This is a genomic window from Paenibacillus sp. 10L310 (assembly GCF_056395745.1).
This window is the reverse complement of sequence record NZ_JBFTKC010000006.1, coordinates 228,919-255,596: the sequence shown is the minus strand read 5'-3', so window position 1 is coordinate 255,596 and position 26,678 is coordinate 228,919. Positions and strand designations below refer to the sequence as shown.

Here is a 26,678-nt window from a genome sequence, read left to right as displayed (position 1 = left end):
GAATTTCAAGGTATGCCATAACATATGCGTATTCCGTGCAAGTGACCGGGCGAATCGGCAAGTTCAACAGCCCATTCATCTGGTATTCATGCCTGGTAAATTAACCAGATGGGTCGATGGAGATTCTCAGTTGTATTTCTTGTGACTCCTGAGGTGAAGGGTCTGTATTTCCTCTGTCCAGAAGGATTGTACGAGTACGTGTATCACTTCGGGATGCCAGAACAACCTCTCCATCAGGAGTGATACAATAAGCGATTGGAATGGAGATCCCGCTATCACGGTACGAACCATCCGCATGGCTAGTCCCCATGACAATACATTGATGCTTCAAGGCGATCTGCCGAGCCTCTTTGACCCACTCACTGTACTGCTCTTCACTGAACATACCCACACCAATGGAATGCATCACAATATCCACACTTCTTATATTCTCGTTGCAAAATCCTTGCAGGACCAGCTCATCACACAACAAAGTGCTTATTACCCAACCCTGTTCCTGAGCCGTCTCAGCAGGTGTATATTTAGCTTTCTCCAATACAATCTCTCCAGCCTTACTGATGATAATCGATCGGTCCTTTGGACGTTCGTTCAGTCTGCGATGACCTGATACAATCATGGTCCCATATTCAGCCGCCAACCTGCAAGCTTCCTCAACATTCTGGTTCAGATAACCTTCAGGAAAAAACAATATATCCGCATCTGGATGTTGCTTGAGTTCGGCTTCAAGCTGCAACAAATCCTGTTCGAGCTTCGGTTGTCCAATGATAATCTTCATCTGGCATCCCCCATTCATAAATAAAAGCCGGTTCATACCTGAATAAGGTACGAAACCGGCTTAAAGGTTGTACGGACAGAACTCCTGCTCACCATACTTCGCTTCAAGAGTAATTGGTTCTCATGTTATTGCTCTCTGAAAACAATTACCTTTACAGTTGAATGATATGTAGTTAGGCATTTCTACGTTCAATACTATCATAGATAGCCTGCCCATCATAGCTTCGATCTGTCGCGATATCCTTAGCCAATAGTATCGAATCAGCAGTCGCTGCTGGATTCGCACCCAACGCTCCCAGCACCGCCACAAATGGATAAAACATTATGGTTAGAATCTTCTCCATAACATCAGCTCCCTTTTCGTTTAACATAATTTAATGTACCTTCAATCCTTAAGCAACGAAATAATCTCATCTACAACAAGTGCAGGATTTTCTAAATGTACGTAATGGCCAGAACCTTCGACGGTAATATGATTGGCTTTATCGGATAGAGTAGCCAGGTCTTCTTGCAATTCTGCCCACTTCACTTCCATCTCAGGACCCATTCCGTGTTCCGTCGCTGAAATCACCGTTAATGGAGTATGGCGCAATGCATCATTTTTACGTATTTTACCAACAAATGAAAAGCTTTTTGTCACTTCCGTATAGTCGCCCTCTACTGAAAACTGCGACTTGTATAAATCTATAATCTCTGGTGGTAATGTTGCCAAAATTGCCTCTTCCTGATTTTCATGAGAAGAATCTATCAGAACTGCGCCAGCCACTTCAGAAGTATAGCGATCAGCAAATGCTCTGACATTCAAACCTCCAATACTATGTCCAACAAGTAAATATGGACCAGGTATATTAGCTTTTCTCAGCAATTTATGCAATTCTTTCACTTGTTGTTTCGTCGTTTTATCTTTATTTGTATCTCCGCTAAGCCCAAGTCCAGCACGATCATAAGATACTGTCAAAGTATGCTTTGCTATCTCAGATTGAACTTCCGACCATATAGTCGAACTATCTCCATATCCACTAATAAAAACTACCGTGGGAAAAGAATGTTTTGTTCCTTGTATTTCAGCATATAACGATACTCCGTTACTAACTTCATACAAACCACTCGAACCGATTTGGCTTGGTTTTCCTTCTACTAATTCTGAAGGAATCAGAAACACAAGACAAAACGCCAAAATTAAAACTAATTTACTCTTCATTTACATATCCTCCTTAAAATATTGAAGTAGATTATATGAAAAGTATATCTATAATGGGTCATTATGTAAATTAAAGAATTATATTCTTTAATTTGTATCTGGGCTCATTTCAGTCCAATACGAAAAAACAGCACACCCCCGTTTTCATACGGAGCCGTACTGTTTGTTTTTTCCTATAAAAATATCACTCGAAACTCCTCAGTAAATCCCCTGCCTCTTCATGATCAGGTTCCAGAGCCAATACTTTATGCGTATATGACAGGGTTTCTTCTTCCAGTTCAAGTTCGTAACAGCACACAGCCAAATCGTATAAGACGGCTGGATTATGGTTACTCGGATCTGCAACCAATGATATCTCCAGAAACCGTTTTGCATCCTCATACATATACATCTCATATAACAGCTGCCCTGCCAGAAATGCGAGACCTCCTTGCTGCTCCATCACGTAGTAGGACGACCACATCGTATGAATGCCAGACTGAATATCGAGCATCTCCTCATCACTTGCATCAGGAAGAAGACTGGAAATGTGGGTCGCACTGTGAATCAAGAACTCAGCATCATATCCACCCAGACGCCAAAACGGTAAAATATGCTTCAACTCCATACTTTCTATTCGAGAGTCTACCCATTGTTTCATGCTGAAAAAGTCATCCGGTCCAAAACGTTCAACAAATCGATGGTAGGCGAGACGTGTATTCACATAACTGATGGGTTCGTCCACCATCAACATGCACCCAACATTCAGATCTTTATAATGATGTGTTGTGAATCGTGTATGGGCACCTTGTTGTTCCAAGACATACTGAATGGCATGGTAGTTGGCTGTTAAAGAAAAACTTCCGTGCAGAACAAATTCAGGCGGCTCTGCGAACTTCCAATTATCCAGGCGATGATCCCCTTTATCAGCGGTAATCAACACATAACCTGACTGTGACAGCTTGTTCAACCGTTCGAGACAGGACAATCCAATTGCAGGGAACAGAATGTGCGAATCCTCCAGTTCCTCTTTGTACAATGTGATAAGCTCCTGATACGGATAATTATCCGCACTGTATTCCGGCGCGCGGCGATACTCATAACTCAGCGTCATGTTCTTCAGCATCTCAGCGGGCTCAAGATCAAGACGACGATCCGGAGACTGTACAAGCAGATCACACTCATAGATCTCGCCATCCCCAATGTAGATTAATTCCTGTGGAATGCTGTCAAAAAAGTAATTAGCAATCAACAACAACGGTTGTTTCAGATCACCGGGCTGAATAACCGTGCCTGCAACGACCAGATTCAATTCCGTATCCGCTACAGCGTCAAAACGCGCAAAATCCAATATACCTTGTTGAATAAAGGATTGCATGGATGGATGCTCCTGCCAACCTAGCACATTCTCCGCTACGAGATCCGTCATCACATATCTGAAAGGCGGTAAAGGTATTCCAGCAAATTCCTTTAACTCAAGCAATTTCAGGAGAACTTGATGTGCCAAACGCCCTACACCCGCTCCAAGTTCAAGAATGGTTACGGTCTCGTTGATCTTTCCTTTGTTCGAAAGGTCCTGAAGAAAGCCAAAGATCATCTCTGCATACGCCGTGGCAATCAACGGATTACTCGTAATATATTGAGGGACATGGTTCTCTGTCCAAGCTTGTAGCCCCTTCTGCTCATAATAAGCTCTCTGCCAATCCCAGACCGGAGCTTCACTGTAACGAAAACGTTGACTTTCATTTGACGTCATTAAACGGAAACCTGCTTTCTATCACTAATTTCATACGTTTCTCAGATGATCACGTATTATTTGATGTCCAATACCATTCAATCTCTGTAATGCATTATATCATAGAACCCTACCTACTCGATGAAGTTCAGTTTTCCCCTTCAACAGGAAAAAAACCTGCTTTTTAGGGCAGGTCCTTGAGGCCTTTCAATTAAGAAGACTATTGATCTAGTTTACTTAGGCAAGGACGCTCAACATTAGTCGGAATATACAGCTCCATCAAAGTTCTCAGGGCCTACACGGATCGTACCGAGCAAGTTGGAACTGATAAATGCAGTGTACGTCAATTGAGGTGTGATAGGCGGGTTGAAGTCATCTGCAGAGAACGTAATAATCTGAGGTGCAAGGACACTCAAGCTAAACGTAGACGTTGCGGAATAGATCACAGGGTCCGTAGCCAAAGTCCCCCTAACAATTGTAATAGTTACACCAACGAGTGCCAAAGGAAGTTGCACAGACACCGTTCCTTTGAATTGTACCCGTGGGTTTGCCCCTGCTCCTGCTGTTTGCAGACCAATCTGACCGAATAATTGTGGTGTATTAATAACCAGGATTGGTATTGCAATAGAGTTAGCCAAACTCGCATTCTGAGATGTTCTTGCATCAAGAAATTGACTCATGAAATCTACCTCCTATGGGTTGGGATAAGGTAGTATATGCGAGATTTGAGATATGGCATGGACATACATCGTGATTCGAAAAAAAGGGCATACTAGAAAGACACCATTTACAAGATACCTTTTACTTCAGAGCTTACATGCAGACAGAAAAAAACCCTTGCTAGGCAAGGGTTTTAAGAGTATGGGCCCTACAGGACTCGAACCTGTGACCAATCGGTTATGAGCCGACCGCTCTAACCAACTGAGCTAAGGGCCCTAGACATAATGTATAACGTGCAGATGATGGCTGTGAATCATCCAAGTGAAACTAAATTGCGGGGGCAGGATTTGAACCTGCGGCCTTCGGGTTATGAGCCCGACGAGCTACCGGGCTGCTCCACCCCGCGTCAGTAAGAAATATTAAAACAGCGACTTAATTAATATACACCATTCTATCCCAATAAGTCAAGGGGTAATGTCAGGGAATAAAACGTACACCGTAACGTCCTTTACGTGATCGATAAACTTCCACTTCCGCTGGTTCATTATGACCGTAAATCCACCCATCCTGCTCCATACGTTTGGCCAGACACCCTGCCTGAAATTTGGTTGCATACAACTTGCTGAAATATACCCAGTGCATACCGCTCGTCCTTTCCGGAGTCGTCATTTATTCCTGCTTTTTGTAGAATACCCCATTTTCATAAAAATAGCCGCCAAAGATTAAAATCTTCAGCGGCTATCCTTAACTTATGATATGACTACTACATCAAATCTCATTGAAACGTAGCTTTAGGATCCTTTTTCAATTTCTCCAGCATCTCGTTTCCTTTAGCTGCCCACTCACCAAGTGCTTCTTTTGGTGTCTTTTTGTTCTCTAGTACCTGGTTGAAATATTCCATACCTTTTTCATTGACTTGCCATAAACCTGGGGATTTTTGATACATTTTATCCAGATTGGTATTTGTTGGCGGAATCGGCTTCAGCGAATAGAATGCTTGAATGTTATAATCCAGGCCGTCTTTGGGCTTAATGAAACTCTTCCGTGATACCATCTCATAGCTGCTGCGTGCTTTAATCTTAGCCCAGTCCTCACTGTTCATGTACTTGATCAGTTCCCACGCATCATCCGGGTTCTGAGCCGCACTATTAATCGCCATGAGGTTGCTCAGGTAGATGCTACCTCCAATTTCAGGAGCTTCCGGGTGAACTGGAGGTGTTACCACATCCCAATCCACTTTCGTAAAGTCTTTCATTTTATCCGCATTTTTATTGGCATCAATTAATTGATTAATATAGCTGTAATCACCAATAACCATGGCTGACTTGCCACTCAGGAATAGGTCACCCTGTACAGGATCATAACGCCCACTCGGATTCTGATCCTGTGGCTCGTCGCCTTTAGGAATAACTTTGTCAATCGCAAGTTTGCTGATGGTGCTCCACACTTTCTCCCATTGAGGAGAATCTACTGTCATCTTCTCTGCTTTGTCATCAAACGTCTTCAGCTGCAACGAGCTGTAGTACTGCTGCATGGAGTAGTACGGCGGACCACCCTGATATGTCGTGAAGGAGAAACCAAATACATGATCTTTACCTTCACCTTTCGTTAGACGGGTACCCAGATTGAAAATATCATCCCAAGTCATATTGTCCGTTGGCGGTTCCACGCCTGCTTTTTCAAACATACCCTTGTTATAGAACAAAGCGGAGGAGGAAAACGTTGGTGTCAATGCATAGATGCTCTGGTCCCCAAGGTCCTTAATTCCCTCCAGCACACTAGGCACAATATCACTGGTATCAAACTTGTCTTCCTGCATCAATGGGTCCAGCTGTTTGACCAGATTCTCCTGAATTAATGATTTGACTGTAGAGGTATCCGCCACGATGACGTCAACCGGATTATCCCCAGTCATAATCTTCTTCAGACTTTCCATCGTATCCGGAGCTTCCTGCTGTTCTTCTGTGTTACCGTACCCATACATACTGCTCTGATCAACGGCAGCCACAATCTCGATCGTTACATTGGGGTGTGTCAGTTCAAAAGCATCGGTAAATTGCTGACGGAAGTAACTGTCATCCTGTCCGCCCCACATCGTAGCCACACGCAATACGCGCTGCTCCGTATCCTTCGCCTCACTTGCCGTACAACCGGCAATCAGCGGCATTGCCAGCGTTGCTGTAGCCATGACGGCTAAAACACGTTTTCCCCACATACTGTTCTTCATATCCCAGTTCCCCCTCTAAATTATCTTGGCGGTGTAATAACAATGCGTTCACCGTCAAATTCCAATGTAGCCCGGTTATCAATGGATAAGGCCTCCAGATACTCTTTAGGCACCTGAAGTCGCCCTGCACGGTCAATAATGACAAATGCTTCGTGAATGTCCGGCATACCCGCCTCGGACAAGCTGTGTTCATCATCCAGATTCGGGTTGCGCTTCACAAACTCGGTACTGGTCAAGCCGTCCCGGATCGCTACGATCCGGTCTACCTTGCCAGCAAGCGTCAAGTCATGGGTAACGATGACAATCGTAACGCCGAGTTCCTTGTTCATTCTTCGGAAAATGCCCATGATTGTATCACATGTCTCGGAATCGACCGAACCGGTAGGTTCATCTGCAAGCAGAATTTTGGGACGATTGGATAATGAGATCGCAATCGCTACCCGTTGCTGCTCTCCTCCTGACAATTGATGCAATTTGTTATGCATCCGATCCTTGAGACCTACCCATTCGAGCAACTGTTTCGCGTAAGCACGATCACGCTTGCCTCCCAGAATCATGGGAGTCTCCACATTTTCCAGTGCAGTGAGATAAGGCAGCAAGTTACGACCGTTATTTTGCCAGATAAAACCTACCGTATGACGTTTGTATTCGACCAATTGAGCATCTGTCATCTTGAGCAAATCCCAGTCTCCCACAACAGCCGTACCAGCCGTAGGACGATCAAGTCCGCCCAGAATATTCAGCAGCGTGGATTTACCGCTACCGCTGTTACCGATGATCGCCATCATTTCACCTTGATTGACAGTCAGGTTGAGACCCTGAAGGGCAACGACTTCCACATCGCTGGATTTAAAAATTTTGACAAGTCCTTCGCATTGGATCACGTTTACCTCTCCTCTCCCATTTTGACTGCCTGGTGAACTCGCAATCTGCGAATCTGCCAGAGCAACATCGTTGCACCAATGACCAGCATCACTACGGTGACCCCATACAGTTGCAACATATCTTGCTGTTCAAACACAATCCGGAACGGAGGTACCTGAGCAGATACATTATCCGTCGTTTGCAGGAATGGCAGGAATAAACGACTGGATACCTGACCAATCCCAATACCTAGCAGGATCGATAGACCTGCTGTGAACACCTGCTCCAGCAGCAGCATGCCGCTTAGTTGTGCCCGGGATAACCCCATGGCCCGTAATACACCAAACTGCACAACACGCCCGGACAAATTGAAGAACCAGTACAGCACGTATCCGATCAACGAAATAATAACCGATACCAGGAATCCAAGGCTCAGTATCCCGAATACGCCACCTCGAGACGGATGTTTAGCCTGAGATACCAATTCTGTGCGGACGTCACGTACAGATGATAACTCAATGCCTTCTGCTGCAAGTTTCTCCATTAGTGGAGCCACTTTGGCATCCGGTTCCATTTTCAGCCACACCTCATAAGGAATCAAAGGCACCTGATCATAGATATAATCCAGATTCGCCACGAAAAATGGCATCTGATCCGGATACTGCGCTGGCCAGTAAGGTATGATCCCAAACACGACGAATTCAATCGCCTGTCCCTGTACACCCATGGAGACGAGGTCTCCAGTTTTGAGTTTGAACTTGTCAGCAAATTTGGAAGAGATCAATGCAGCCCCTTCATATTTACCAAGCAAGTCAAGGTACTTGTAGGGATGTGCCGGGAACAGATCGTTGCGGAACCATGCCACTTGAGCAAAGTCCACATTATCAATTCCGACCAGCATCCCCTGTCCGCCCGATTTACCAGAGACGATAATATTGCCTTTGGTCTGTAGCACGCGTGCTGCATGTTCAACCCCGTCTAATCTGCGGAACACTTCAAATGGAGGTTCGGAGTAGATGACTTTGGATGGCTGCGAAGAACCGCCACCACCACCTGGAGCACCTCCACCGCCATTGCCTCCGCCGGAACCACCACCAGCAGAACCTCCTCCTCCATTGCCGCCACCTTGTTGACCTCCACCCGTACCGCCGTTCTGTCCGGAACCACCGGGTTTAACCTCAGGTGTTCCTTCCCATACAGTCTGCATAATCACATCAGAACCATAACGGTACAAGGTACGCTCAGTGGAATTCAGATCAATCGTCCGAGCTGCAGCCGAGTTGTACACCCCAAGTCCCAGTGTCAGTACAAGGAGGATCATCAGCGGATAATATGAAGAAGATGAACGCGATAACTGCGTTAATGTCAGATACAACGGGACCGGGAGAAACTTGCGACCGATCAACTGAATAAGCTTTAATATCCACGGGAACAAGCGCAGGAAGAATAGTCCAAGCGCAAAGATCGCGAGTGCGGGTACAAAGAATAGAAACGGCTGTACCTGCAACTGATCGGTTGTCATTCCGGTCTGGAAGGTCAACATCTGACGTTCATAGAACAGGTAGTATCCATATCCAGCCAGACCCAGCAACACAACGTCCAGGAACCAGCGCTGCCATACTGGAGCACGGTCTGTTCGTGCTTGCCGCCGTTTGGCAGATACAATGGTTGCCCGTGCATAAGTTATCGCAGGGATAAGTGATGCGATGATCGCTACAAGGACCGCTGCTACTCCCAGGAGAATAGCTTCTTTTGATACACCGATCGGAATAGACTTCCGATCTACGAACGAGAGAAAGCCACTTGCTGAACCAATACTCTTGGCCATAAACCAACCGAGAAACGGTCCAATAATCAACGCAATAACGCCCAGGAATATACCTTCAAGCAGGTAAAGAGAGAAGATCTGCCGAGCTGAAGCTCCACGGCTACGCAATACCGCAATATCACTCTCTTGCTTCTGTAATGACTGTCTGGCGTTCATCGCAATAAAATAAAAGACCATCGCAATCATCGGTGCTGCCAAGGTAAACAACATGGTCTGCAGTTGCAGACTCTGACTGCGGAACTGCTTAAGCAGATCACCAAAGGTGATGTCCACTTTTGTATCTTTCAGCCGCTGGTACAGATCGATATCCAGCCTTTCCAGCATGGAAGTCAGACCTGATAACTGGCTGGTTTGAATTTCTTTCAGATCAAAGGCATAATACCAACGTGAATTTTGAAGTGGAATCCCTTTTTCCTTCAGTAAAACATCATTAAAAACCGATTCATCCACATATAGTCCATTCATCATGCCGTCAAATCCTTGTACCCAGTAAGGACTGTTCGGATCATCTGCCTTGAAGGACCCCGTAATCTTTACACGTAACGTGATATCAAGACCGCTATACACCGGATATTCCAGAATATCGCCGATATGCAGGTCGTTACGGTACATACCCTCTTCCAACATGACTGCCTCGATCGTGTCATCTTTGACCTGGTTTCCAGGTTTCACCCCGGCAGAGTAATTCACCTGTGCATCCAGTCCACTCATCGTGCCCAGACTCATACTGCGCGCCCTGCTGGCATCCACTTTGGTTGGATCTTCCGGGCTCACTTCTGTGCTGCGAATGGATCTCGAATTCACATAAGTATGAAAAGGAAACCCGATGTCGCGAGGGACATCCTCACGAATATAACGATCTACTTCATCCAGCCCCCGAGTGTCTGTCTTCACGCCACCAGGTGCCTGATAACTCATCAGCAACGAACCGGCTGGCAACCCTTCACTGTTATCCTGCAGCGTTTGCGCGACGACCCGTTTCAACGCACCATCGGCATACATTGGAATACTGACGGTGAACGCTACCGCCACAATCAATCCGATCAGTGTGCTGAAGGTCATCCAGCGCGTGTTCCACATTTTGCGGAACAGCAACCGAAGCAATGGCAGCCCCATTAGCGTCCCACTACTTTCTGACCTACGGTCAGACCTTTCAGAATCTCGACATCTGTCGATGTCTGCTGTCCAACTTCAACGTCCACTTCACGCTTGCTGCCATCACTCTCCACCACTTGTACATACGTTCTTGAACCGATGGAGCGTAAAGCGGATACAGGAATCACAATCGCGTTCTCGGTACGCTGCGTTACAATCGAGACCGATAGTGGTGTGCCACGTTCGACGCCTTTTGGCATTTTTGCAAGTGTGACGATGACATACTTATCCAGCGTTTCCTTGGTTGGAGGCGTACCGCCTTCACCCGTCCCTTCGCCACTGCCGCTTCCCGATGCTTCCGCGATAGGCATAACTTTAATTTTGCCAGCGACTTTACCAGCTCCATTAATATCTACTTCTGCCTTCATACCGGCCGAGAACTTCTCCAGATCTTCCTTGGCAAAGGTAGCTGCCACAACCAGATTCGATGTATCCGCAATCGTAGCAATCGGATCATACGCTTTCACAGTTGCACCCTTCTCTACCTGCACAGCAATAACGGTGCCGCCAAACGGAGCGGTCAACGTGGCTTTGCCCAGTTGTTCCTCCAGATCAGCGAGTTCCTGGCGTAGTTCTTCAAACGCAATCGTTGATTCTTCGAACTCTACCGGGTCCATCTCATCCTTCTTGCGGAGTGTTTCCTTCATTTGAACTTCGGATTTGCGAATAGCCAGTTTCTTGCCACGGATCTCCTTCTCTACACTCTCCACATCGAGGACAGCAAGAAGTTGACCCTTTTTCACTTTATCCCCTGGTTTAACATTTAATTCTTTGACATGCATGCCATCAAGCGTGAAGTACACCTTCTCTTCCCGCTGACTCATCATCTTGCCGCTACCACTTACTTTTTTCTCCAACGTTTCCGTCCGGACTTCATATTCCGGTTTCTTGGAGATCGTTGGTGGTGTAATAGGCGGAAGTACTTCTTCCTCTGTTTCTGACGGCAGCAATGAGCAGCCGGACATCGTTGCAACTATTATCGCACCGAGTACAATAATCGCTGCGCGTTTCCCCCTCTTCGGAGCGGCCCCTTTACTTGATAAATCTGCCGTCCGCCATTTCATAAACATGGTCCGCAACCTCCAAAATTGTAGGATCGTGTGTAGTCATACATATTGTTACTTGTTCTACTTCAATAATATTGCGGAATACGGCCATGACCTGAGCGCCCATCTTGGAATCCAGTTCCGCTGTAGGCTCATCCGCAAGCAACAATCTGGGTCTATGGGCAATCGCCTTGGCTATAGCCACCCGCTGTTGCTCTCCCCCGGACATCTCGAAAGGTCGGTGCTTCACCCGTTTGGATAATCCAACCAGATCCAGACAGTGACCAACCCTGTCCTTCCATTCCGCTCGCGGAACGTCCGCCATTCGCAGCGACAGTTCTACATTTTCCCAAGCAGATAATAAGGGCATTAGTGCATACGCCTGGAAAATAAAACCGATCTCTTTGCGCCGCAAAGCGGTCCGCCGCCGGTCTCCCCAATCCTGAAGAGGCTGACCAGAGAACAGAATGTCTCCACTTGAAGGCTGATCCAGTCCACCGAGCATATTCAGCAGTGTTGTTTTGCCTGAGCCCGATCGCCCCTTCAGCATGACCAGTTGTTGCGGATTCACTTCCATATCAATGCCTTTGAGCACATGGATAATGCGACTGCCTGTCTGGAAACTGCGATGCACGTTACGCACCTCCAGTACAGGTCCATCATATGGAGGCAGCATATCCTTCTTTGGTTTGATCTTCTTCTGGGGTTCATCAACGGTAGTGACAGCAGCTGCAGCCACTTCATCTGAAGCGATTTCACTTTCAGGTAACGGAGGTTTACTTGTCGGGTAATCGTGTTCATTGTTGTATGTATTTTCCCCCGACTCCGTCGATGCCTCCAACGGTGTTTCCCCCTGTTGATGTTCATCGCCTGACTGGCTCTTGGCAGGTCTTTTTCTGAGAAATAAATTCTTCATGCCAGCAATCACGCTCATCCTTTCTTGAAATCCCGTTCATTTCTTCAAAAAACCTAAAATTAGAAATCTGTTCCATCCTACACTGAATTATAAACGACCGATCACAACTAAAAGTTACAAGCTTTTTACAACGGTAGAGAGAAAAAGTTAATATTTTGATGAACAAACAAAAAAAGCACCCCAAAGTGCGGGATGCCTCTTGCATATTCGATGGTTTTGCCGCTATGACGGCAATCATTACAATTTTGATACCGTTCATTCCTGAACATTTTTTTGAGGTATCAATGATATTATTTACCAAATGAAGAAGGATCTTCACGCCAGGATTTAAGCAACTCAAAGTCACTCTCCTGAATCGTTCCCTGAGCCAAAGCCACATCCATCAGCGCCGTGTAATTGGACAACGTCTGAAGTGGAATTCCAGCATCTTCAAATGCTTTAACACCTTTATCCAGCTGGTAGCTGAAAATGGCAAGTACGGCGAGAGGTGTTGCGCCTGCTACACGTACGGCTTCGGCTGCTTTGATCGAGCTTCCACCTGTAGAGATCAGATCTTCGATGACAACCACTTTCTGTCCTTCGGTAATCAGACCTTCGATCAGGTTCTCCTTGCCGTGTCCTTTCGCTTTATCACGAATGTAGGCCATCGGCAGATTCAGCTTCTGAGCCACCCAGGCAGCATGCGGGATACCGGCGGTTGCCGTACCTGCAATGACTTCTGCATCCGGGTATTGGTTCCGAATAATCGTTGCAAAGGCTTCAGCGATATCGTTGCGAATCTCTGGATAGGACATCGTTAAGCGGTTATCGCAGTATATTGGTGATTTGATGCCGGATGTCCATGTAAATGGCTGCTGCGGACGTAACGCCACGGCTTTGATTTTCAAAAGTTGGGAAGCAATATGATTCGGAATCTCATTCAGTTCGATCATGCGTTCAACATCTCCTTCAAAATGGTTTCTACCGCTTCACGCGGATTGGGGGCGCCTGTAATGGGTCTGCCTACAACAATGTAATGACTGCCTCTGGCGATGGCTTCACCTGGCGTCAAGACGCGTGTCTGATCTCCCAGACCGCTACCCGCTGGACGAATTCCCGGTGTAACGGTATGAAAAGCACTGCCACACGCTGCCCGAATTGCGGGCACTTCCAGTGGAGAAGCAACAACTCCATCCAGTTCGGCCTCTTGGGCTAGTCCTGCATAACGGACCACAGCAGCTTCCACACTTCCCGGGATGCCAATCTCGTTATTCATCGTTTCCAGACTTGTACTGGTGAGTTGGGTGACTGCAATGATCTCGGGCTTGCTAAGGGAAGGATCGGCAGCGATTGCTGCCTCAGCACCTTCACGTGCAGCACGCATCATAAGGGCTCCACCCGCTGCATGCACATTGAACATGTCTACACCCAGACGTGTGATACTCTCAGCTCCGCCACGAACGGTGTTGGGAATGTCATGCATTTTCACATCCAGAAAAACGGAGTAACCTTTGGATTTCAGCTCCCGAATAAAGTCAGGTCCTGCTGCGTAGAACAGCTGCATACCCACCTTGAGATAACAGGGAATGCCCTCAAGAGCTTGTACCAATTCTTGAGCTTCTTCCGCTCCAGGATAATCGAGTGCCACCATCAGACGGCCAGCCATTTCATTGAAACTCGCTTGATTCATCACCAGCGCTCCCCTCCACTTGCTCATTTTTTCCGTTTTTGCCCGATATAAAGGACATCCCGCCAGCCCGCAGGCTGACTGATGTCCTTCATCAGAGAGTTATTTATTTTACAAAGACAGGCATTGCTTCCGAAGAGAAGTTGATCGTTTGCAGCATGATCAGCAGCGCACGAATCGTATCCAATGAAGTCATACATACAATGCCGTTTTCTACCGCTTCACGACGGATACGGAATCCATCACGCTGCGGTGTTTTGCCTTTGGTGAGTGTGTTGAAGACAAAGTTTGCTTCGCCGCTACGGATCATATCCAGAATGTTCGGCGAACCTTCACTTAATTTGTTCACAGTCGTTACCGGAATGTTCGCTGCTTCAAGCGCAGCTGCTGTTCCGCCGGTAGCCATGATTTTGTAACCCAGTCTGTAGAAACCTTCGAGCAAAGGAACCGCTTCGTCTTTGTCTTTGTCTGCTACAGTTACTACGATCGCTCCGGTTGCCGGAATTTTCATTCCTGCGCCGATGAGACCTTTGAACAACGCTTTAGCGTAATTCGGGTCACGACCCATAACCTCACCTGTAGACTTCATCTCAGGTCCGAGGGTTGGCTCTACACGACGCAGCTTCGCGAAGGAGAAGACCGGAACTTTAACAGATACATGATCCGATTCAGGCCACAGTCCATCGACATAACCAAGATCTTTCAGTTTCACACCCAGAATGGCTTGTGTTGCCAGGTTTGCCATCGGAATGTTGGTTACTTTACTCAGGAATGGTACGGTACGGGATGAACGTGGGTTCACCTCGATAATGTACACTTGGCCATCATGGATAACAAACTGGATGTTGACCAGACCAACCGTTTTCAGTTCTTTCGCAATTTTGATTGTAATCTCTACAATTTTCTCTTTCAAATCCTGGGACAGATGTTGAGGAGGATATACCGCGATGGAGTCACCAGAGTGAACCCCTGCACGTTCGATATGTTCCATGATTCCCGGAATCAATACCGTTTCACCATCACAGATGGCGTCAACCTCAACTTCTTTCCCCATCATGTAACGGTCGATCAGGACCGGATGCTCCGGATTGATTTTAACCGCCTGTTCCATGTATGTCAGCAATTCAGCATCGGAGTATACAATCTCCATCGCACGACCGCCGAGTACATAGGAAGGACGAACCAGTACCGGGTAGCCCAGACTTTGAGCTGTTTCTACCGCATCATCAACGGAAATGACTGTTTTACCTTTTGGCTGTGCAATCTCCAGACGGGAGAGCAGACGTTCGAACTTCTTACGGTCCTCCGCCTCATCGATGCTTTCCAGATCGGTTCCGAGAATCGTTACACCTGCATTACGCAATGGTGCTGCCAGGTTGATGGCTGTTTGACCACCGAACTGTACGATAACTCCTACTGGCTTCTCCTGTTCGATCACGTTCATGACATCTTCGAAGAAGAGCGGTTCAAAGTACAGGCGATCCGATGTATTAAAGTCCGTAGACACCGTCTCCGGGTTATTGTTGATAATGACTGCTTCATAGCCTGCTTTTTGCAATGCCCATACTGCGTGTACAGTTGAGTAGTCGAACTCGATCCCTTGACCGATCCGGATTGGTCCTGAACCCAGCACCACAACTTTTTTCTTGTCTGAAGGGATAACTTCATTCTCTGTCTCGTAAGTTGAGTAGTAATATGGCGTTGTTGCTTCAAACTCAGCCGCACATGTATCTACCATTTTGTACACTGGGCGCAGGTTCTCTGCTTCCCGACGAGTTCTAACTTCCGCTTCAGTTGTTAATGTGCCTCCTGGTTGACCTTGCGCACGCAGTTCAGCAATGGCACGGTCTGTGAATCCAAGGCGTTTCGCTTGATACAGAATGTCGGAAGACAATTCGGATTCTTCGCGAATGCGATCTTCAAATGCGATCAGACCTTCGATTTTGTCCAGGAACCACCAGTCAATCTTGGTCAGATCCTGCAGCTGTTGCAACGTATAACCTCTGCGGAATGCTTCGGCAATCAGGAAGATACGCTCATCATCTGCTTTGATCAGACGTTCGTTCAAGGTCGCTTCGTCCAGCGTTTCGGCATCCTTCAGGTAGAGGCGATGTACGCCAATTTCCAGGGAACGAACTGCTTTGTGAATCGACTCTTCGAATGTCCGGCCAATAGCCATTACTTCGCCTGTTGCTTTCATCTGAGTTCCCAGTTTACGGTTCGCCGAGATGAACTTGTCGAACGGCCAGCGTGGGATTTTGCTCACGATGTAATCCAGTGTAGGCTCAAAGCAAGCATACGTTTGGCCTGTTACCGGGTTCACGATTTCATCCAACGTGTAACCCATGGCAATTTTGGCAGCCATTTTTGCAATCGGATAACCCGTTGCTTTGGAAGCCAGAGCCGATGAACGGCTTACCCGTGGATTTACTTCGATAACATAGTATTGGAAGCTGTGTGGGTCCAGTGCAAACTGTACGTTACATCCACCCTCGATGTTCAGGGCACGGATGATTTTCAGGGAAGCTGAACGCAACATTTGATATTCACGGTCCGACAATGTTTGGCTTGGTGCTACGACGATACTGTCACCTGTATGAATACCTACCGGGTCAAAGTTTTCCATGTTGCAGACAACGATACAGTTATCGTTTTTGTCTCGCATAACCTCATACTCGACTTCTTTCATACCTGCAATGCTCTTCTCGACCAGACATTGCCCAATCGGGCTGTAACGAATTCCCGCTGCCACCGTCTCGCGCAGCTCTTCTTCGTTCGCACAGATTCCGCCGCCTGTTCCGCCCAGTGTATAGGCTGGACGCACGATGATTGGATAACCAATCTCATTCGCAAATTCAAGTGACTCTTCAAGTGTCGTTACGATGACACTCTCTGGTACAGGTTGTTCCAATTCACGCATCAGGTCACGGAACAGATCACGATCTTCCGCTTTCTCGATGGATGTCAACTGTGTTCCGAGCAATTTCACATTTTCACGTTCCAGCACGCCAGCACGAGCCAGCTCTACAGCCATGTTCAGACCTGTTTGACCACCCAGTGTTGGCAACAAACCGTCTGGACGCTCTTGACGAATGATTTGGGTCACAAAATCCAGTGTGATAGGCTCGATGTATACTTTGTCAGCCATGTTTGTATCCGTCATAATGGTCGCCGGGTTGCTGTTGATAAGTACAACTTCCACGCCTTCTTCTTTCAGAGCCTGGCAAGCTTGTGTACCGGCATAGTCGAACTCGGCCGCTTGACCGATGACGATTGGACCGGAACCAATCACCAGGATTTTTTTGAGATCTTTGTTAATCGGCATGTTATTGTGCTCCTTTCACTGCGGCTGCCAATACGGCTTGACGCGGCTTTTGCGGGTTAGTGATCTTGTGCTCGCGAATCATCTCGATGAAGCGGTCGAACAGATAGCTGTTGTCGTAAGGACCCGGGGCTGCTTCAGGGTGATATTGAACCGAGAATGCCGGGAATGATTTATGTTTCAGACCTTCAATGGTCTTATCGTTATTGTTGATATGTGTAACTTCCAGGTCCGTGCTCTTCACAGACTCTTCGTTTACAGTAAATCCATGGTTCTGGGATGTGATGAAACAACGTCCGCTCTCCAGTTCTTTCACCGGGTGGTTTCCTCCGCGATGTCCAAACTTGAGCTTTTCGGTGTCTGCTCCTGCTGCAAGTGCGAACAACTGGTGACCCAAGCAGATGCCGAAGATCGGGTATTCGCCAAGCAGTTCACTGATCATGTTAACCGCGTGAGGTACGTCTTTCGGGTCCCCAGGGCCGTTGGACAGTTGAATGCCGTCCGGGTTCAGGCGACGAATCTCGTCTGCTGTTACATCGTGTGGAACAACAACTACGTCACAGTCACGTTTGCTGAGTTCGCGCAAAATTCCTGTTTTAGCACCATAATCCACGAGCACAATACGCTCAGCCGTTCCCGGGCTGTTGTAGACATGCTCTGTAGAAGTCATTGGCACCTGGTTACGCAGCTCAGCAATGGTGGTGTCTCCCATCATCTCCAGCAGTTCTTCCACAGGCTTCGATCCTGTTGTGAGAATTCCCTTCATTGTGCCGTGGTGACGAATCCGGCGAGTCAACATGCGTGTATCAATTTCGCTGATTCCTACGATGCCGTATTCCTTGAGCAGATTGTCTACGCTATATTCCGCACGCCAGTTGCTTGGCGTTGGCTCATGACGACGCACAACGAAACCGTGTACGTATGGACGAATCGACTCAAAGTCATCACGCGTAATGCCGTAGTTTCCGATCAGCGGATACGTCATGGTCACGATTTGACCGCAATAGGAAGGATCCGAAAGCACCTCTTGATAGCCTGTAATTCCCGTATTAAAAACGACCTCACCTGTAGTTTCACCTTCAGCACCAAATGCTTTCCCGGTGAACAGTGTGCCGTCTTCCAACAATAATCTTGCCTGTGCCTGCATCCCATTTCACTCCTCTGTGTTTATCAACGTTGAATGCATTGGGGTTGAACATGGGGGACGTTACGATTGTGCGGCTCCGTGGGCAGAAAACCCTTTGATCGCTGTTATCCCCGGATTACTTTTTATCATTTTTCAAATGATGTAATCCGGTGATAAAGGCGAACGCTTTGCTTCTTCGGGTCTTTTCTGTCCGCTCCGCAGTTACGTTGGTGTCCAAGTTCAAAATCATGACATTCAACTTTGCTTGTTTCGTATGTTAGACTCTCGGCATGATTTGCCTCGAGTTAGTTGAAAAGATGTTACTGGTGTAAAAGTTATAGATTAGTTTTAGAGTTAAAAAGATTTGTTGTTTTAAAAAAGTTAATAATTACTGTTACTGATTTAAAGAGTTAAAGATATAGAATTACTGTTTTATTAATTTGCTAAGTTACCGTTTTACTGTTGTACCGTGTTATTCCACACGCTTTTGCCATCCACCCATGTTTGTGTGGCCCAGCCTTTCAGCTTCCAGCCTGTGAATGGTGTGTTTCTTCCTTTGGTTGCAAACGTTGCAGGATCAACTGCTTTTTCCTCGTTCAGGTCAATCATCGTGATATCGGCTGGTGCTCCCTCTTCCAGTTTGCCTGTATCCAGTCGGAATACACGTGCCGGATCAGCTGTCATGCGTTTCACCAGGAATTCCAAGCTCCACAGTCCTGTTTCCACAAACTTGGTGTACAGCAGCGGGAAGGCTGTTTCGAATCCTACGATTCCGAAAGGTGCCAGCTCCATGCCTTTGGCTTTCTCTTCTTCACTGTGTGGCGCGTGATCAGTTACGATCATGTCCAGCGTGCCGTCCAGCAAACCTTCGATACAAGCCTGCACATCGCGTGGTGAGCGCAGCGGCGGGTTCATTTTCCAGTTGGCGTCCATGCCCGGGATATCTTCATCCGACAACACCAGATGGTGTGGACATACCTCAGCAGTTACTTTAATGCCGATGGACTTCGCTAGACGAATCAGACGAACTGATTGCTCTGTACTTACGTGACAGACATGGTAGTGAACTCCTGTTGCTTCTGCGAGCAAGATATCACGGCCAACGTGGATGGCTTCGGATTCATTCGGAATCCCTTTGATGCCGTGACGTTTCGAAAACTCACCTTCTGTCACATATCCACCAACAACCAGTGAGTCATCTTCACAGTGTGCGATCACGGGCATATCCATGCTTGCCGCGAGGCTCATGGCATCTTTCATCATTTGAGCGTTTTGTACGCCTACACCGTCATCTGTGAATCCAATAGCGCCTGCTTTTTTTAATGCGGCAAAATCGGTAAGTTCACGACCCAGTTCATTTTTTGTAATGGCTGCATAAGGCAACACTTTAACCAGATCAGCTTCTTTGGCTTTATCCAATACCAGTTTCACAACTTCCGCTGTATCTGTAACTGGTCTCGTGTTCGGCATGCAAGCGATTGTTGTAAAACCACCTTGTGCTGCTGAACGGGCACCTGTCTCGATCGTCTCTTTGTGTTCGAATCCAGGTTCACGCAGATGCACGTGCATATCGATCAATCCCGGAATGACCAGTTTGCCTGATGCGTCTGTCACACTTTGCGCTGACTTTTCGGCATCCAGAACGGCTTGGTCTTCCAGACCAGCGATCTTTTTAATTTTACCTTCATCTATAATGATGGTTTTCCGTTCAAGTTCCCCTTGTTGGTTCAAGACGTTTGCGTTTTTTATAATCTGTAGCATAATTGCCCTCCGCTTCGGTTCTGTCCGGCTTACCAGGCAAGCCGGATGATTTTCTTTATCGTGTACTCTCTTATTGCTCTATAAGAACTACCGTACCGTCAGCCTATGACCCACAGCCAGACCCTGTTACAGTTTCATCGCACGTTCCATAACCGCCATGCGGATTGGAACGCCGTTTGCCATCTGCGGGAAGATCCGGGATGCTTCACTTTCCACAACCGCGTCATCTACCTCGACGTTGCGATTCACTGGAGCAGGGTGCATGATAATGGTGCTTGGTTTTAGGCGTGATGCCCGTTCTTCCGTCAATCCGTAGTGTTCGCGATAATCCTCAGCTGAAGTAATTAAGCCATGTTGATGACGTTCCAGTTGAACACGAAGCATCATGACTACATCTGCATCCAGCGCTTCTTCAAGACCGACATAAGGAGCATGCTCTGCGAGTTCCGGTGCCTGCATCGTTTGCGGAGCACAGAAGCGTACATCTGCACCAAACTTTTGCAGTGCCCACAGGTTCGAACGCGCTACACGGCTATGCAGGATGTCACCAATGATGGAGACACGCAAGCCCTTCAGTTCGCCAAATGTTTTCCTCATCGTGTAGAGATCCAGCAGTGCCTGTGTGGGGTGCTCATTGTTGCCATCTCCGGCGTTCACGAGTGGTACATTCACTTTCTGAGCCAGTTGTTGCAGAACGCCTGCCGGTTTCAACCGGATCACGCCTGCATCAATGCCCATCGACTCAAGTGTTCGTACCGTATCGTAGATGGACTCTCCTTTTTCCACACTGGATGCGGCTGCTGTAAAGTTCAATACTTGTGCGCCCAGGCGTTTCTCTGCCATTTCGAAGGAGAAGCGGGTACGTGTGCTGTTCTCGAAGAACATGTTTGCAACGAAGCGTGATTCCAGTACCGGAGCCAGTTTCTCTTTCTGCGCTTCCCAGTGAGCCGCTCTGTTCAGAATGGACTCGATTTCTCCTCGACTAAGTTCCTTCAGTCCAAGCAAGCTTCGGTCTCTCAATGCTGTCTGTGTAATCATTATGCTTGCTCCCCCCGGTTCTGAGTGATTTTGACTTCATCCTGTCCGTCCGTTTCCATGAGTGCAACTTCGATCTCCTCTGATTTGGAAGTCGGCACATTCTTGCCGATAAAATCAGGTCGAATCGGAAGTTCCCGGTGTCCGCGGTCTGCGAGTACAGCCAGCTGAATGTTCTGCGGTCTTCCACAGTCCATCAGGGCATCCATCGCTGCGCGAATCGTCCGTCCGGTATAGAGCACATCATCGAACAAAATCACTTTTTTGTTATGGATCGAAAGTGATTCAGGTGTCATAATCAACATTTCCTTGCGATTCGCTTTATTTTCCTCCAAGCGGTCATCGCGGTAAGGAGTCACATCCAGTTCTCCCCAGGGGACTTTGGCGCCTTCGATTTCTTCAATCTTGGCGGCAATCCGTTCTGCCAGGTAAACCCCGCGTGTACGGATACCAACCAACACACAATCGTCGATTCCTTTGTTTTTCTCCAATATCTCATGGGCAATCCGTGTTAATGCGCGGCGGATCGCCGTCTCATCCATAATGACATGTGTCTCTGTGCTCATGCGTTCAGCCTCCTCAGGATTTCCCTTCAGCATCATGGCCCCGTGACGAGGAGAAAAAAAAAAGACTCCTTGCCGTGTTTATTGGCAAGGAGTCTCCGAACTTCAGACCGCTCTGAAGAAAGTTTACTCTCGGGGATGCATCGCTTCATTTGCCGCAGCAAAAAAACGATGTATCGTTCACGTTACCTTGCCAGTCTCACGGGACTGATTTAAAGGTGCTATTCATGTCGTTCATATTGCAGAACCTCACAGGGTTCTGTAATCAATATGTCCGTTTGTCTTCATGAATTATGACAGAAAGACAACCCCCTGTCAACACCTCACCATCGCAGGTGAAAACCCTCTGCTACGTTCTTCTTAGAATCAGCAGTTAGGCTGAAAAACATCCATGCACAATACATCTCATTGGTTATTCATAATTATACAACATTTCTGCATATTTATCCATAGGCAAATGAGAAATTTGATATAACCAAAATAAACCTCTGACTATACTCAAGTAGAGACAAAACACTTCTTTTTAGAACAGACAGTGAGTTTCATTTTACGCAATATATGAAGGCTCTGAATTAGTACCAAGTGAAATGGGTACAGTTTATAAACATGAACCGATTATAAGATACTGCAATAATGCCGATATACATACGATTCACAAATATGAGTCATAGAAATAAGTTAATCCCTACATTTATGTACATTTAGGAGGAAGTCATGCGTCACATTTGGCACGTTTACAAAACAGACTGGTTGCATATTCTGAAGGTTCCCACAGGTATATTTCTAATTGTGGCTATTATTCTACTGCCCGGGGTGTATGACTGGGTCAACGTGAAGTCCGTCTGGGACCCATACAGTAATACCCAGGGGATCAAAATTGCGGTGACAACTGAGGACGAGGGTGCGACTGTTGAAGGAACCCATGTTAATATCGGAGACGAACTGGTATCCAGCCTCAAACACAACGAAAAGCTGGGCTGGACTTTTGTGGACCAGGCTGAGGCTAATCGGGGTGTGCAAACTGGAGAGTATTATGCAAGCCTGCTCATTCCGGGGGACTTTTCATCCAAAATTACAGGCATCGTTAATGGGAAGCTGGAGCGACCGGAAGTAATCTATACCGTCAATGAGAAGGTGAATGCCATTGCTCCTAAAATCACAGGCTCTGGTGTATCTGCCATAACAACACAAATCAATGAAAATTTCACTGAAGCCGTCAGTGAGGCCGTTCTGACCAAGCTGAATGAAGCCGGGGTTGAGATTAATTCCCAGCTTCCAACATTACGCAAAATGGAGAATGGCATTTTTACGCTGGAGAAAAATCTTCCGGCTATTCAAGCCGCAGGTCAAAAGGTTCTGGAAGTAGAAAAAGCCATGCCCGAGATTGTAAAAGATGCTCAAAAGATCGTTGAAATCGAGAAAAAACTGCCTGAAATCAATGAAGCAGCACAGTATGTGCTCAAGGTGCAGGAGTATTGGCCACAAATTAATGATGCGGCTTCCGAAGTGCTGGCTATTCAAGAGCGGATACCGGATATACAAAAAGCGGTAGAACGCATTCGAGAAGTGGATGAAAACTTTAGCCAGGTATCAGATGTCATCCAAACGGCGCTGGATAAAACCAACAAAGCTCTGTCTATCGTAACGGCAGCAGAGCAAGGTTTGGACAAAGTATCACAAATCGCTGGCAACGGGATTGAGCTTGCAGAGGGATTAAATCAGTTCGTGGATTCCAGTGAAGAAGCGTTTCAGACAATTGGCCCGACGATCCGCCAAAATCTGCTGCTGGTGCAGCAGATTACTAACGCTACAGGAGACGTATTTGCACAATTGCAAAATTCGGATCTTAATAACCTTCCTACAGTAGAAGATCTCGACCGGATTGCTTCACGTTTAGGGGTTGCGGTAAAACTCGTGGACAGTATGGCAGAACTACTGGGCAACATCAATAACTTGCTTCCAAGCCAACCACTTGCCGATAAAATCACACAACTGAACTCCGTTTCAGATAAACTTCAGTTGCAGATCCGCTTGGCTGGCATCATCAGTGATGCCATGCGTCGTAATACAACTCCACCAACAGACGTCATCGCTCAGTTAAATACTCTCTCGAAGGACATCAGCAGCGGGATTGGCAATATCTTAAACACCTATGAAAGTGAAATATCGCCTGCACTTGCAGCTGGTGCGGATAAGCTCAGGTCTACCCTCTCCACTTCAGCAGAAACTCTGCAAGGAGCAAAAGATCGTATTCCGGATATTGCGGACATTCTTGCATCAGCCAAAGAAGGAATTACGTTTGGGCAGGCAGAGTTGACAAAAATCCAGAGCGAACTGCCTCAAATACAATCTAAGATCCATCAGATATCAGAGACACTCGCGAACAAAAGTGAAGGTTTTATCCAAGCTCTGAACACAGTTTCTTCATTAATTCGAAACGATCTACCCAAGCTGGGAAACAAACTGAACGAAGCAGCTGATTTTGTTCGTAATGATCTGCCTACTGCCGAGAAACAGATAGGCAAGGCATCCGATTTTGTACAGAATCAGCTGCCGGAGGTCGAAAAAGGAGTTCACCGTGTTGCCGCGCTTGTACGTGATGATCTGCCAGCATTGGAAAGTGCCATCAGCAAGGCTGCTGACAAACTTCGGGAGGTCGAAGGTAATAACCAGTTTGCGGAGCTCGCCAAACTTTTGCGCGGCGATATTGAAGAAGAGAGTGCTTTCCTTTCGAGTCCCGTGCAAATCAAAGAACAACAGCTTTATCCGATTCCGAATTATGGATCGGCCATGTCACCATTTTATGGCGTGCTGTCCTTGTGGGTTGGCTCAACACTGTTGATTTCTCTGCTTCGTGCCGAAGCTGAGAATCCAGGGAGCAAGTTCCGGGGATATGAATTGTATCTTGGACGTCTCGCTACTTTTCTGACCATTGGGTTACTTCAGGCGATATGTGTCACCCTGGGAGATATCTTAATCCTGGGTACCTATGTTGCAGATAAACTGTGGTTTGTCCTGTTTGCCATGCTGGTGAGTGCCGTATTTGTCACCATAACGTACACCCTGCTGTCCGTATTTGGAAATATCGGAAAAGGGATCGCCATTATCTTCATGGTGTTCCAGTTCTCCAGCTCCGGCGGTACGTTCCCAATCAGCATGACATCACCCTTTTTCCAAGCATTGAATCCGTTCATGCCCTTCACGTATGCGATCAGTCTGCTGCGTGAGTCGGTCGGCGGCATATTGTGGTCTACTGCCATCAAGGATATTCTGTGGTTGTGTATGTTCATCGCGCTGAGTCTCATTGTTGCTCTCGCTTTGAAACGTCCACTCAGCAGTCTCACCAAACGTTCAGCCGAGAATGCCAAGAAGACCAAAATTATTGCTTAACTCATTTTGCTCAACACTAATTAAGAAAAGGCCATTGGACTTTACATCCAATGGCCTTTTCTCGTTTCATTATATGAATCGATACATTTACTATTTGACTATTTCACTGAGCGTTCCTGTTCCAACTGATTATAGGATTGTTTGATTGTTGTTAATGTTTCTACATGGCGATAGATGTTGTTACTTGCCGTAACGATAACACATAACATGATCAAGCCTATAACCACTTTTTTCCCCAATCCCGGACGAAGGCTGATGACGAAACCTCCACCCAACAGGAAGAACGCAAACAGATAATGTCCCGCATACAGGTACATATCATATTGAAATACAGCCAGACCAAAGCCCACGACGACATGAAGCAAAAAGGCAAACAGAATATATGGCACAATGGTCCACACTTCACGTTCACGAATGCCCTTAATGAAGCCCATGAATGCCAGTAGTAAAACAAAGATACCTGTCATCTGCACATAGATTGGATTGGAACGTGATAGATCCGTAACAAAGGCTGCCATGCCCGGGTCCAGTAAATGCATCTTCGGTGTCAGCATCGGATTAATGGTTAACATGTTCAATGCTTTCCAATGAACAGCGAACTGGAATGGTGTTGCATAGCTTGTTCCACCATTTTGAATGCCCAACAGCCAGTTACTAACCCAGCTACGGCCCCCAAAGGCAACATACTGAATGCCAGTTAATACGACGATGATCAGAACCGCCAGTGCCATGATGCCGATGTATTTTTTCAAATTCGCCTTATTGCGCCATGTATTCATATTAAAGAATGTGGCAGCAGCAAATGGTACGATATTGGTCGAGGTTAGTCCAAAGTTAATCGATGCAAGCAATGCATTGGGTACATAACGTACGTCCTGACGCTCACGAGTATACTGCATGTAAACCACCGACAACAGAATAACGAACTGTACATAAGGATACGAATCCGGGATCAACGCGGTATACATCAGGTATGAACTGAAACCAAACAGTAAGGCAAACAGCAGCGGTACGATGGTCGGTTTATCTTCTTTTTGACTCAGGAACAGATACGCCAGCACCACCGAACCCGCATTCACCAGCGATTGCAAAATTAGAAAGAACCAGTTGCCTCCCAGAAGTTTCGCTACAGCCGCAAGGGTGACTGCGAGAAAGGAAATCAGCGGATGGATCACGGAAGAACTGTTGTCCCCATAATACATTGAAGGATCAAAGTTGAATAAATTAATTGGAAACAGCGTCGTATTAAATGGGCTATACGCCCCAAGCATCTCTGCATTATTTTCAATGTACAGAACATAAGAGCCGTTCATTAAACCATAGAACAGAGCAAATCCCGCAAACAGGTAAAAGGCTGTCCAGTTGGCTCTGCGATTATAAAATAAGTGATCTAAAAAGTTCATGCTTTCATTTCACATCCTGATTAATTA

Annotated in this window: 20 protein-coding genes and 2 tRNA genes; 1 reads left to right on the top strand and 21 read right to left on the bottom strand. The window is 46.8% G+C overall.

All coding sequences use genetic code 11. From position 1 onward, the window contains the following. Positions 1–100 precede the first annotated feature (100 nt). The 20 genes from AC1DE7_RS16505 to pyrR all read right to left on the bottom strand — a co-directional run bounded on the left by AC1DE7_RS16505 (position 101) and on the right by pyrR (position 21,861). Positions 101–775: a carbon-nitrogen hydrolase family protein gene (locus AC1DE7_RS16505; protein ID WP_127550761.1), complete on the bottom strand. Its 675-nt coding sequence runs from the start codon at positions 773–775 to the stop codon at positions 101–103. 172 nt (positions 776–947) lie between these two features. Further along, complete coding sequence (locus AC1DE7_RS16500; protein ID WP_477534811.1) at positions 948–1,097, bottom strand: hypothetical protein; 150 nt, start codon at positions 1,095–1,097, stop codon at positions 948–950. A gap of 62 nt (positions 1,098–1,159) precedes the next feature. Further along, positions 1,160–1,975, bottom strand: a complete 816-nt coding sequence (locus AC1DE7_RS16495; protein WP_477534810.1) for an alpha/beta fold hydrolase — start codon at positions 1,973–1,975, stop codon at positions 1,160–1,162. 184 nt (positions 1,976–2,159) lie between these two features. Then, positions 2,160–3,710: a tetratricopeptide repeat protein gene (locus tag AC1DE7_RS16490; protein ID WP_477534809.1), complete on the bottom strand. Its 1,551-nt coding sequence runs from the start codon at positions 3,708–3,710 to the stop codon at positions 2,160–2,162. Between the two features lie 236 nt (positions 3,711–3,946). Then, on the bottom strand, positions 3,947–4,369 hold the full coding sequence (locus AC1DE7_RS16485; protein WP_036614795.1) for a hypothetical protein: 423 nt from the start codon (positions 4,367–4,369) through the stop codon (positions 3,947–3,949). 182 nt (positions 4,370–4,551) lie between these two features. Next, a tRNA-Ile gene (locus AC1DE7_RS16480) sits at positions 4,552–4,625 on the bottom strand. A gap of 56 nt (positions 4,626–4,681) precedes the next feature. Next, positions 4,682–4,755, bottom strand: a tRNA-Met gene (locus tag AC1DE7_RS16475). A 71-nt stretch (positions 4,756–4,826) separates the two neighbouring features. Beyond that, entirely contained in the window at positions 4,827–5,018 is a 192-nt protein-coding gene (locus AC1DE7_RS16470; protein ID WP_047843730.1) for a hypothetical protein, read from the bottom strand. Between the two features lie 106 nt (positions 5,019–5,124). Beyond that, positions 5,125–6,576: an ABC transporter substrate-binding protein gene (locus AC1DE7_RS16465; protein ID WP_036614797.1), complete on the bottom strand. Its 1,452-nt coding sequence runs from the start codon at positions 6,574–6,576 to the stop codon at positions 5,125–5,127. A 20-nt stretch (positions 6,577–6,596) separates the two neighbouring features. Further along, on the bottom strand, positions 6,597–7,460 hold the full coding sequence (locus tag AC1DE7_RS16460; RefSeq protein WP_145323112.1) for an ABC transporter ATP-binding protein: 864 nt from the start codon (positions 7,458–7,460) through the stop codon (positions 6,597–6,599). Between the two features lie 2 nt (positions 7,461–7,462). Next, positions 7,463–10,384, bottom strand: a complete 2,922-nt coding sequence (locus AC1DE7_RS16455) for an ABC transporter permease (protein ID WP_127550752.1) — start codon at positions 10,382–10,384, stop codon at positions 7,463–7,465. Further along, a complete protein-coding gene (locus AC1DE7_RS16450) occupies positions 10,384–11,493 on the bottom strand; it encodes an efflux RND transporter periplasmic adaptor subunit (protein ID WP_477534808.1) in 1,110 nt (369 codons plus the stop codon). Before AC1DE7_RS16450 ends, AC1DE7_RS16455 begins: the two co-directional genes overlap by 1 nt. Further along, positions 11,456–12,403: an ABC transporter ATP-binding protein gene (locus AC1DE7_RS16445; RefSeq protein WP_076250788.1), complete on the bottom strand. Its 948-nt coding sequence runs from the start codon at positions 12,401–12,403 to the stop codon at positions 11,456–11,458. Before AC1DE7_RS16445 ends, AC1DE7_RS16450 begins: the two co-directional genes overlap by 38 nt. A 272-nt stretch (positions 12,404–12,675) precedes the next feature. Next, positions 12,676–13,317: an orotate phosphoribosyltransferase gene (pyrE, locus tag AC1DE7_RS16440; protein ID WP_036674850.1), complete on the bottom strand. Its 642-nt coding sequence runs from the start codon at positions 13,315–13,317 to the stop codon at positions 12,676–12,678. After that, entirely contained in the window at positions 13,314–14,054 is a 741-nt protein-coding gene (pyrF, locus tag AC1DE7_RS16435) for an orotidine-5'-phosphate decarboxylase (protein ID WP_477534807.1), read from the bottom strand. The genes pyrE and pyrF overlap by 4 nt, the downstream gene beginning before the upstream one ends. A gap of 103 nt (positions 14,055–14,157) precedes the next feature. Then, positions 14,158–17,376 (bottom strand): carbamoyl-phosphate synthase large subunit, encoded by a 3,219-nt coding sequence (carB, locus tag AC1DE7_RS16430; protein WP_036614808.1) that lies wholly within the window; start codon positions 17,374–17,376, stop codon positions 14,158–14,160. Between the two features lies 1 nt (position 17,377). Further along, entirely contained in the window at positions 17,378–18,520 is a 1,143-nt protein-coding gene (carA, locus tag AC1DE7_RS16425; protein WP_017687333.1) for a glutamine-hydrolyzing carbamoyl-phosphate synthase small subunit, read from the bottom strand. 435 nt (positions 18,521–18,955) lie between these two features. Next, a complete protein-coding gene (locus tag AC1DE7_RS16420) occupies positions 18,956–20,260 on the bottom strand; it encodes a dihydroorotase (protein WP_477534806.1) in 1,305 nt (434 codons plus the stop codon). Positions 20,261–20,386: 126 nt separating this feature from the next. Beyond that, positions 20,387–21,298 carry an aspartate carbamoyltransferase catalytic subunit gene (locus AC1DE7_RS16415; protein ID WP_127550745.1) on the bottom strand — a complete coding sequence of 304 codons (912 nt, stop codon included), beginning with the start codon at positions 21,296–21,298 and terminating at the stop codon, positions 20,387–20,389. Beyond that, positions 21,298–21,861, bottom strand: a complete 564-nt coding sequence (gene pyrR / locus AC1DE7_RS16410; protein ID WP_477534805.1) for a bifunctional pyr operon transcriptional regulator/uracil phosphoribosyltransferase PyrR — start codon at positions 21,859–21,861, stop codon at positions 21,298–21,300. The genes AC1DE7_RS16415 and pyrR overlap by 1 nt, the downstream gene beginning before the upstream one ends. Positions 21,862–22,572: 711 nt before the next feature. Between pyrR and AC1DE7_RS16405 the strand changes: the two genes are divergently transcribed. Further along, positions 22,573–25,248: a YhgE/Pip domain-containing protein gene (locus AC1DE7_RS16405; RefSeq protein WP_477534804.1), complete on the top strand. Its 2,676-nt coding sequence runs from the start codon at positions 22,573–22,575 to the stop codon at positions 25,246–25,248. A 98-nt stretch (positions 25,249–25,346) separates the two neighbouring features. Here AC1DE7_RS16405 and AC1DE7_RS16400 read toward each other — a convergent pair whose 3' ends face one another. Continuing rightward, positions 25,347–26,651 carry a DUF6080 domain-containing protein gene (locus AC1DE7_RS16400; RefSeq protein ID WP_477534803.1) on the bottom strand — a complete coding sequence of 435 codons (1,305 nt, stop codon included), beginning with the start codon at positions 26,649–26,651 and terminating at the stop codon, positions 25,347–25,349. Positions 26,652–26,678 lie beyond the last annotated feature (27 nt).

What these genes read in the sequence shown, in the direction of transcription:
- AC1DE7_RS16505 (WP_127550761.1), bottom strand. Translation starts at nt 775, where the DNA reads ATGAAGATTATCATTGGACAACCGAAGCTCGAACAGGATTTGTTGCAG.
- AC1DE7_RS16500 (WP_477534811.1), bottom strand. Translation starts at nt 1,097, where the DNA reads ATGTTTTATCCATTTGTGGCGGTGCTGGGAGCGTTGGGTGCGAATCCA.
- AC1DE7_RS16495 (WP_477534810.1), bottom strand. Translation starts at nt 1,975, where the DNA reads ATGAAGAGTAAATTAGTTTTAATTTTGGCGTTTTGTCTTGTGTTTCTG.
- AC1DE7_RS16490 (WP_477534809.1), bottom strand. Translation starts at nt 3,710, where the DNA reads ATGACGTCAAATGAAAGTCAACGTTTTCGTTACAGTGAAGCTCCGGTC.
- AC1DE7_RS16485 (WP_036614795.1), bottom strand. Translation starts at nt 4,369, where the DNA reads ATGAGTCAATTTCTTGATGCAAGAACATCTCAGAATGCGAGTTTGGCT.
- AC1DE7_RS16470 (WP_047843730.1), bottom strand. Translation starts at nt 5,018, where the DNA reads ATGACGACTCCGGAAAGGACGAGCGGTATGCACTGGGTATATTTCAGC.
- AC1DE7_RS16465 (WP_036614797.1), bottom strand. Translation starts at nt 6,576, where the DNA reads ATGAAGAACAGTATGTGGGGAAAACGTGTTTTAGCCGTCATGGCTACA.
- AC1DE7_RS16455 (WP_127550752.1), bottom strand. Translation starts at nt 10,384, where the DNA reads ATGGGGCTGCCATTGCTTCGGTTGCTGTTCCGCAAAATGTGGAACACG.
- AC1DE7_RS16450 (WP_477534808.1), bottom strand. Translation starts at nt 11,493, where the DNA reads ATGTTTATGAAATGGCGGACGGCAGATTTATCAAGTAAAGGGGCCGCT.
- AC1DE7_RS16445 (WP_076250788.1), bottom strand. Translation starts at nt 12,403, where the DNA reads ATGAGCGTGATTGCTGGCATGAAGAATTTATTTCTCAGAAAAAGACCT.
- pyrE (WP_036674850.1), bottom strand. Translation starts at nt 13,317, where the DNA reads ATGATCGAACTGAATGAGATTCCGAATCATATTGCTTCCCAACTTTTG.
- pyrF (WP_477534807.1), bottom strand. Translation starts at nt 14,054, where the DNA reads ATGAATCAAGCGAGTTTCAATGAAATGGCTGGCCGTCTGATGGTGGCA.
- carB (WP_036614808.1), bottom strand. Translation starts at nt 17,376, where the DNA reads ATGCCGATTAACAAAGATCTCAAAAAAATCCTGGTGATTGGTTCCGGT.
- carA (WP_017687333.1), bottom strand. Translation starts at nt 18,520, where the DNA reads ATGCAGGCACAGGCAAGATTATTGTTGGAAGACGGCACACTGTTCACC.
- AC1DE7_RS16420 (WP_477534806.1), bottom strand. Translation starts at nt 20,260, where the DNA reads ATGCTACAGATTATAAAAAACGCAAACGTCTTGAACCAACAAGGGGAA.
- AC1DE7_RS16415 (WP_127550745.1), bottom strand. Translation starts at nt 21,298, where the DNA reads ATGATTACACAGACAGCATTGAGAGACCGAAGCTTGCTTGGACTGAAG.
- pyrR (WP_477534805.1), bottom strand. Translation starts at nt 21,861, where the DNA reads ATGAGCACAGAGACACATGTCATTATGGATGAGACGGCGATCCGCCGC.
- AC1DE7_RS16405 (WP_477534804.1), top strand. Translation starts at nt 22,573, where the DNA reads ATGCGTCACATTTGGCACGTTTACAAAACAGACTGGTTGCATATTCTG.
- AC1DE7_RS16400 (WP_477534803.1), bottom strand. Translation starts at nt 26,651, where the DNA reads ATGAACTTTTTAGATCACTTATTTTATAATCGCAGAGCCAACTGGACA.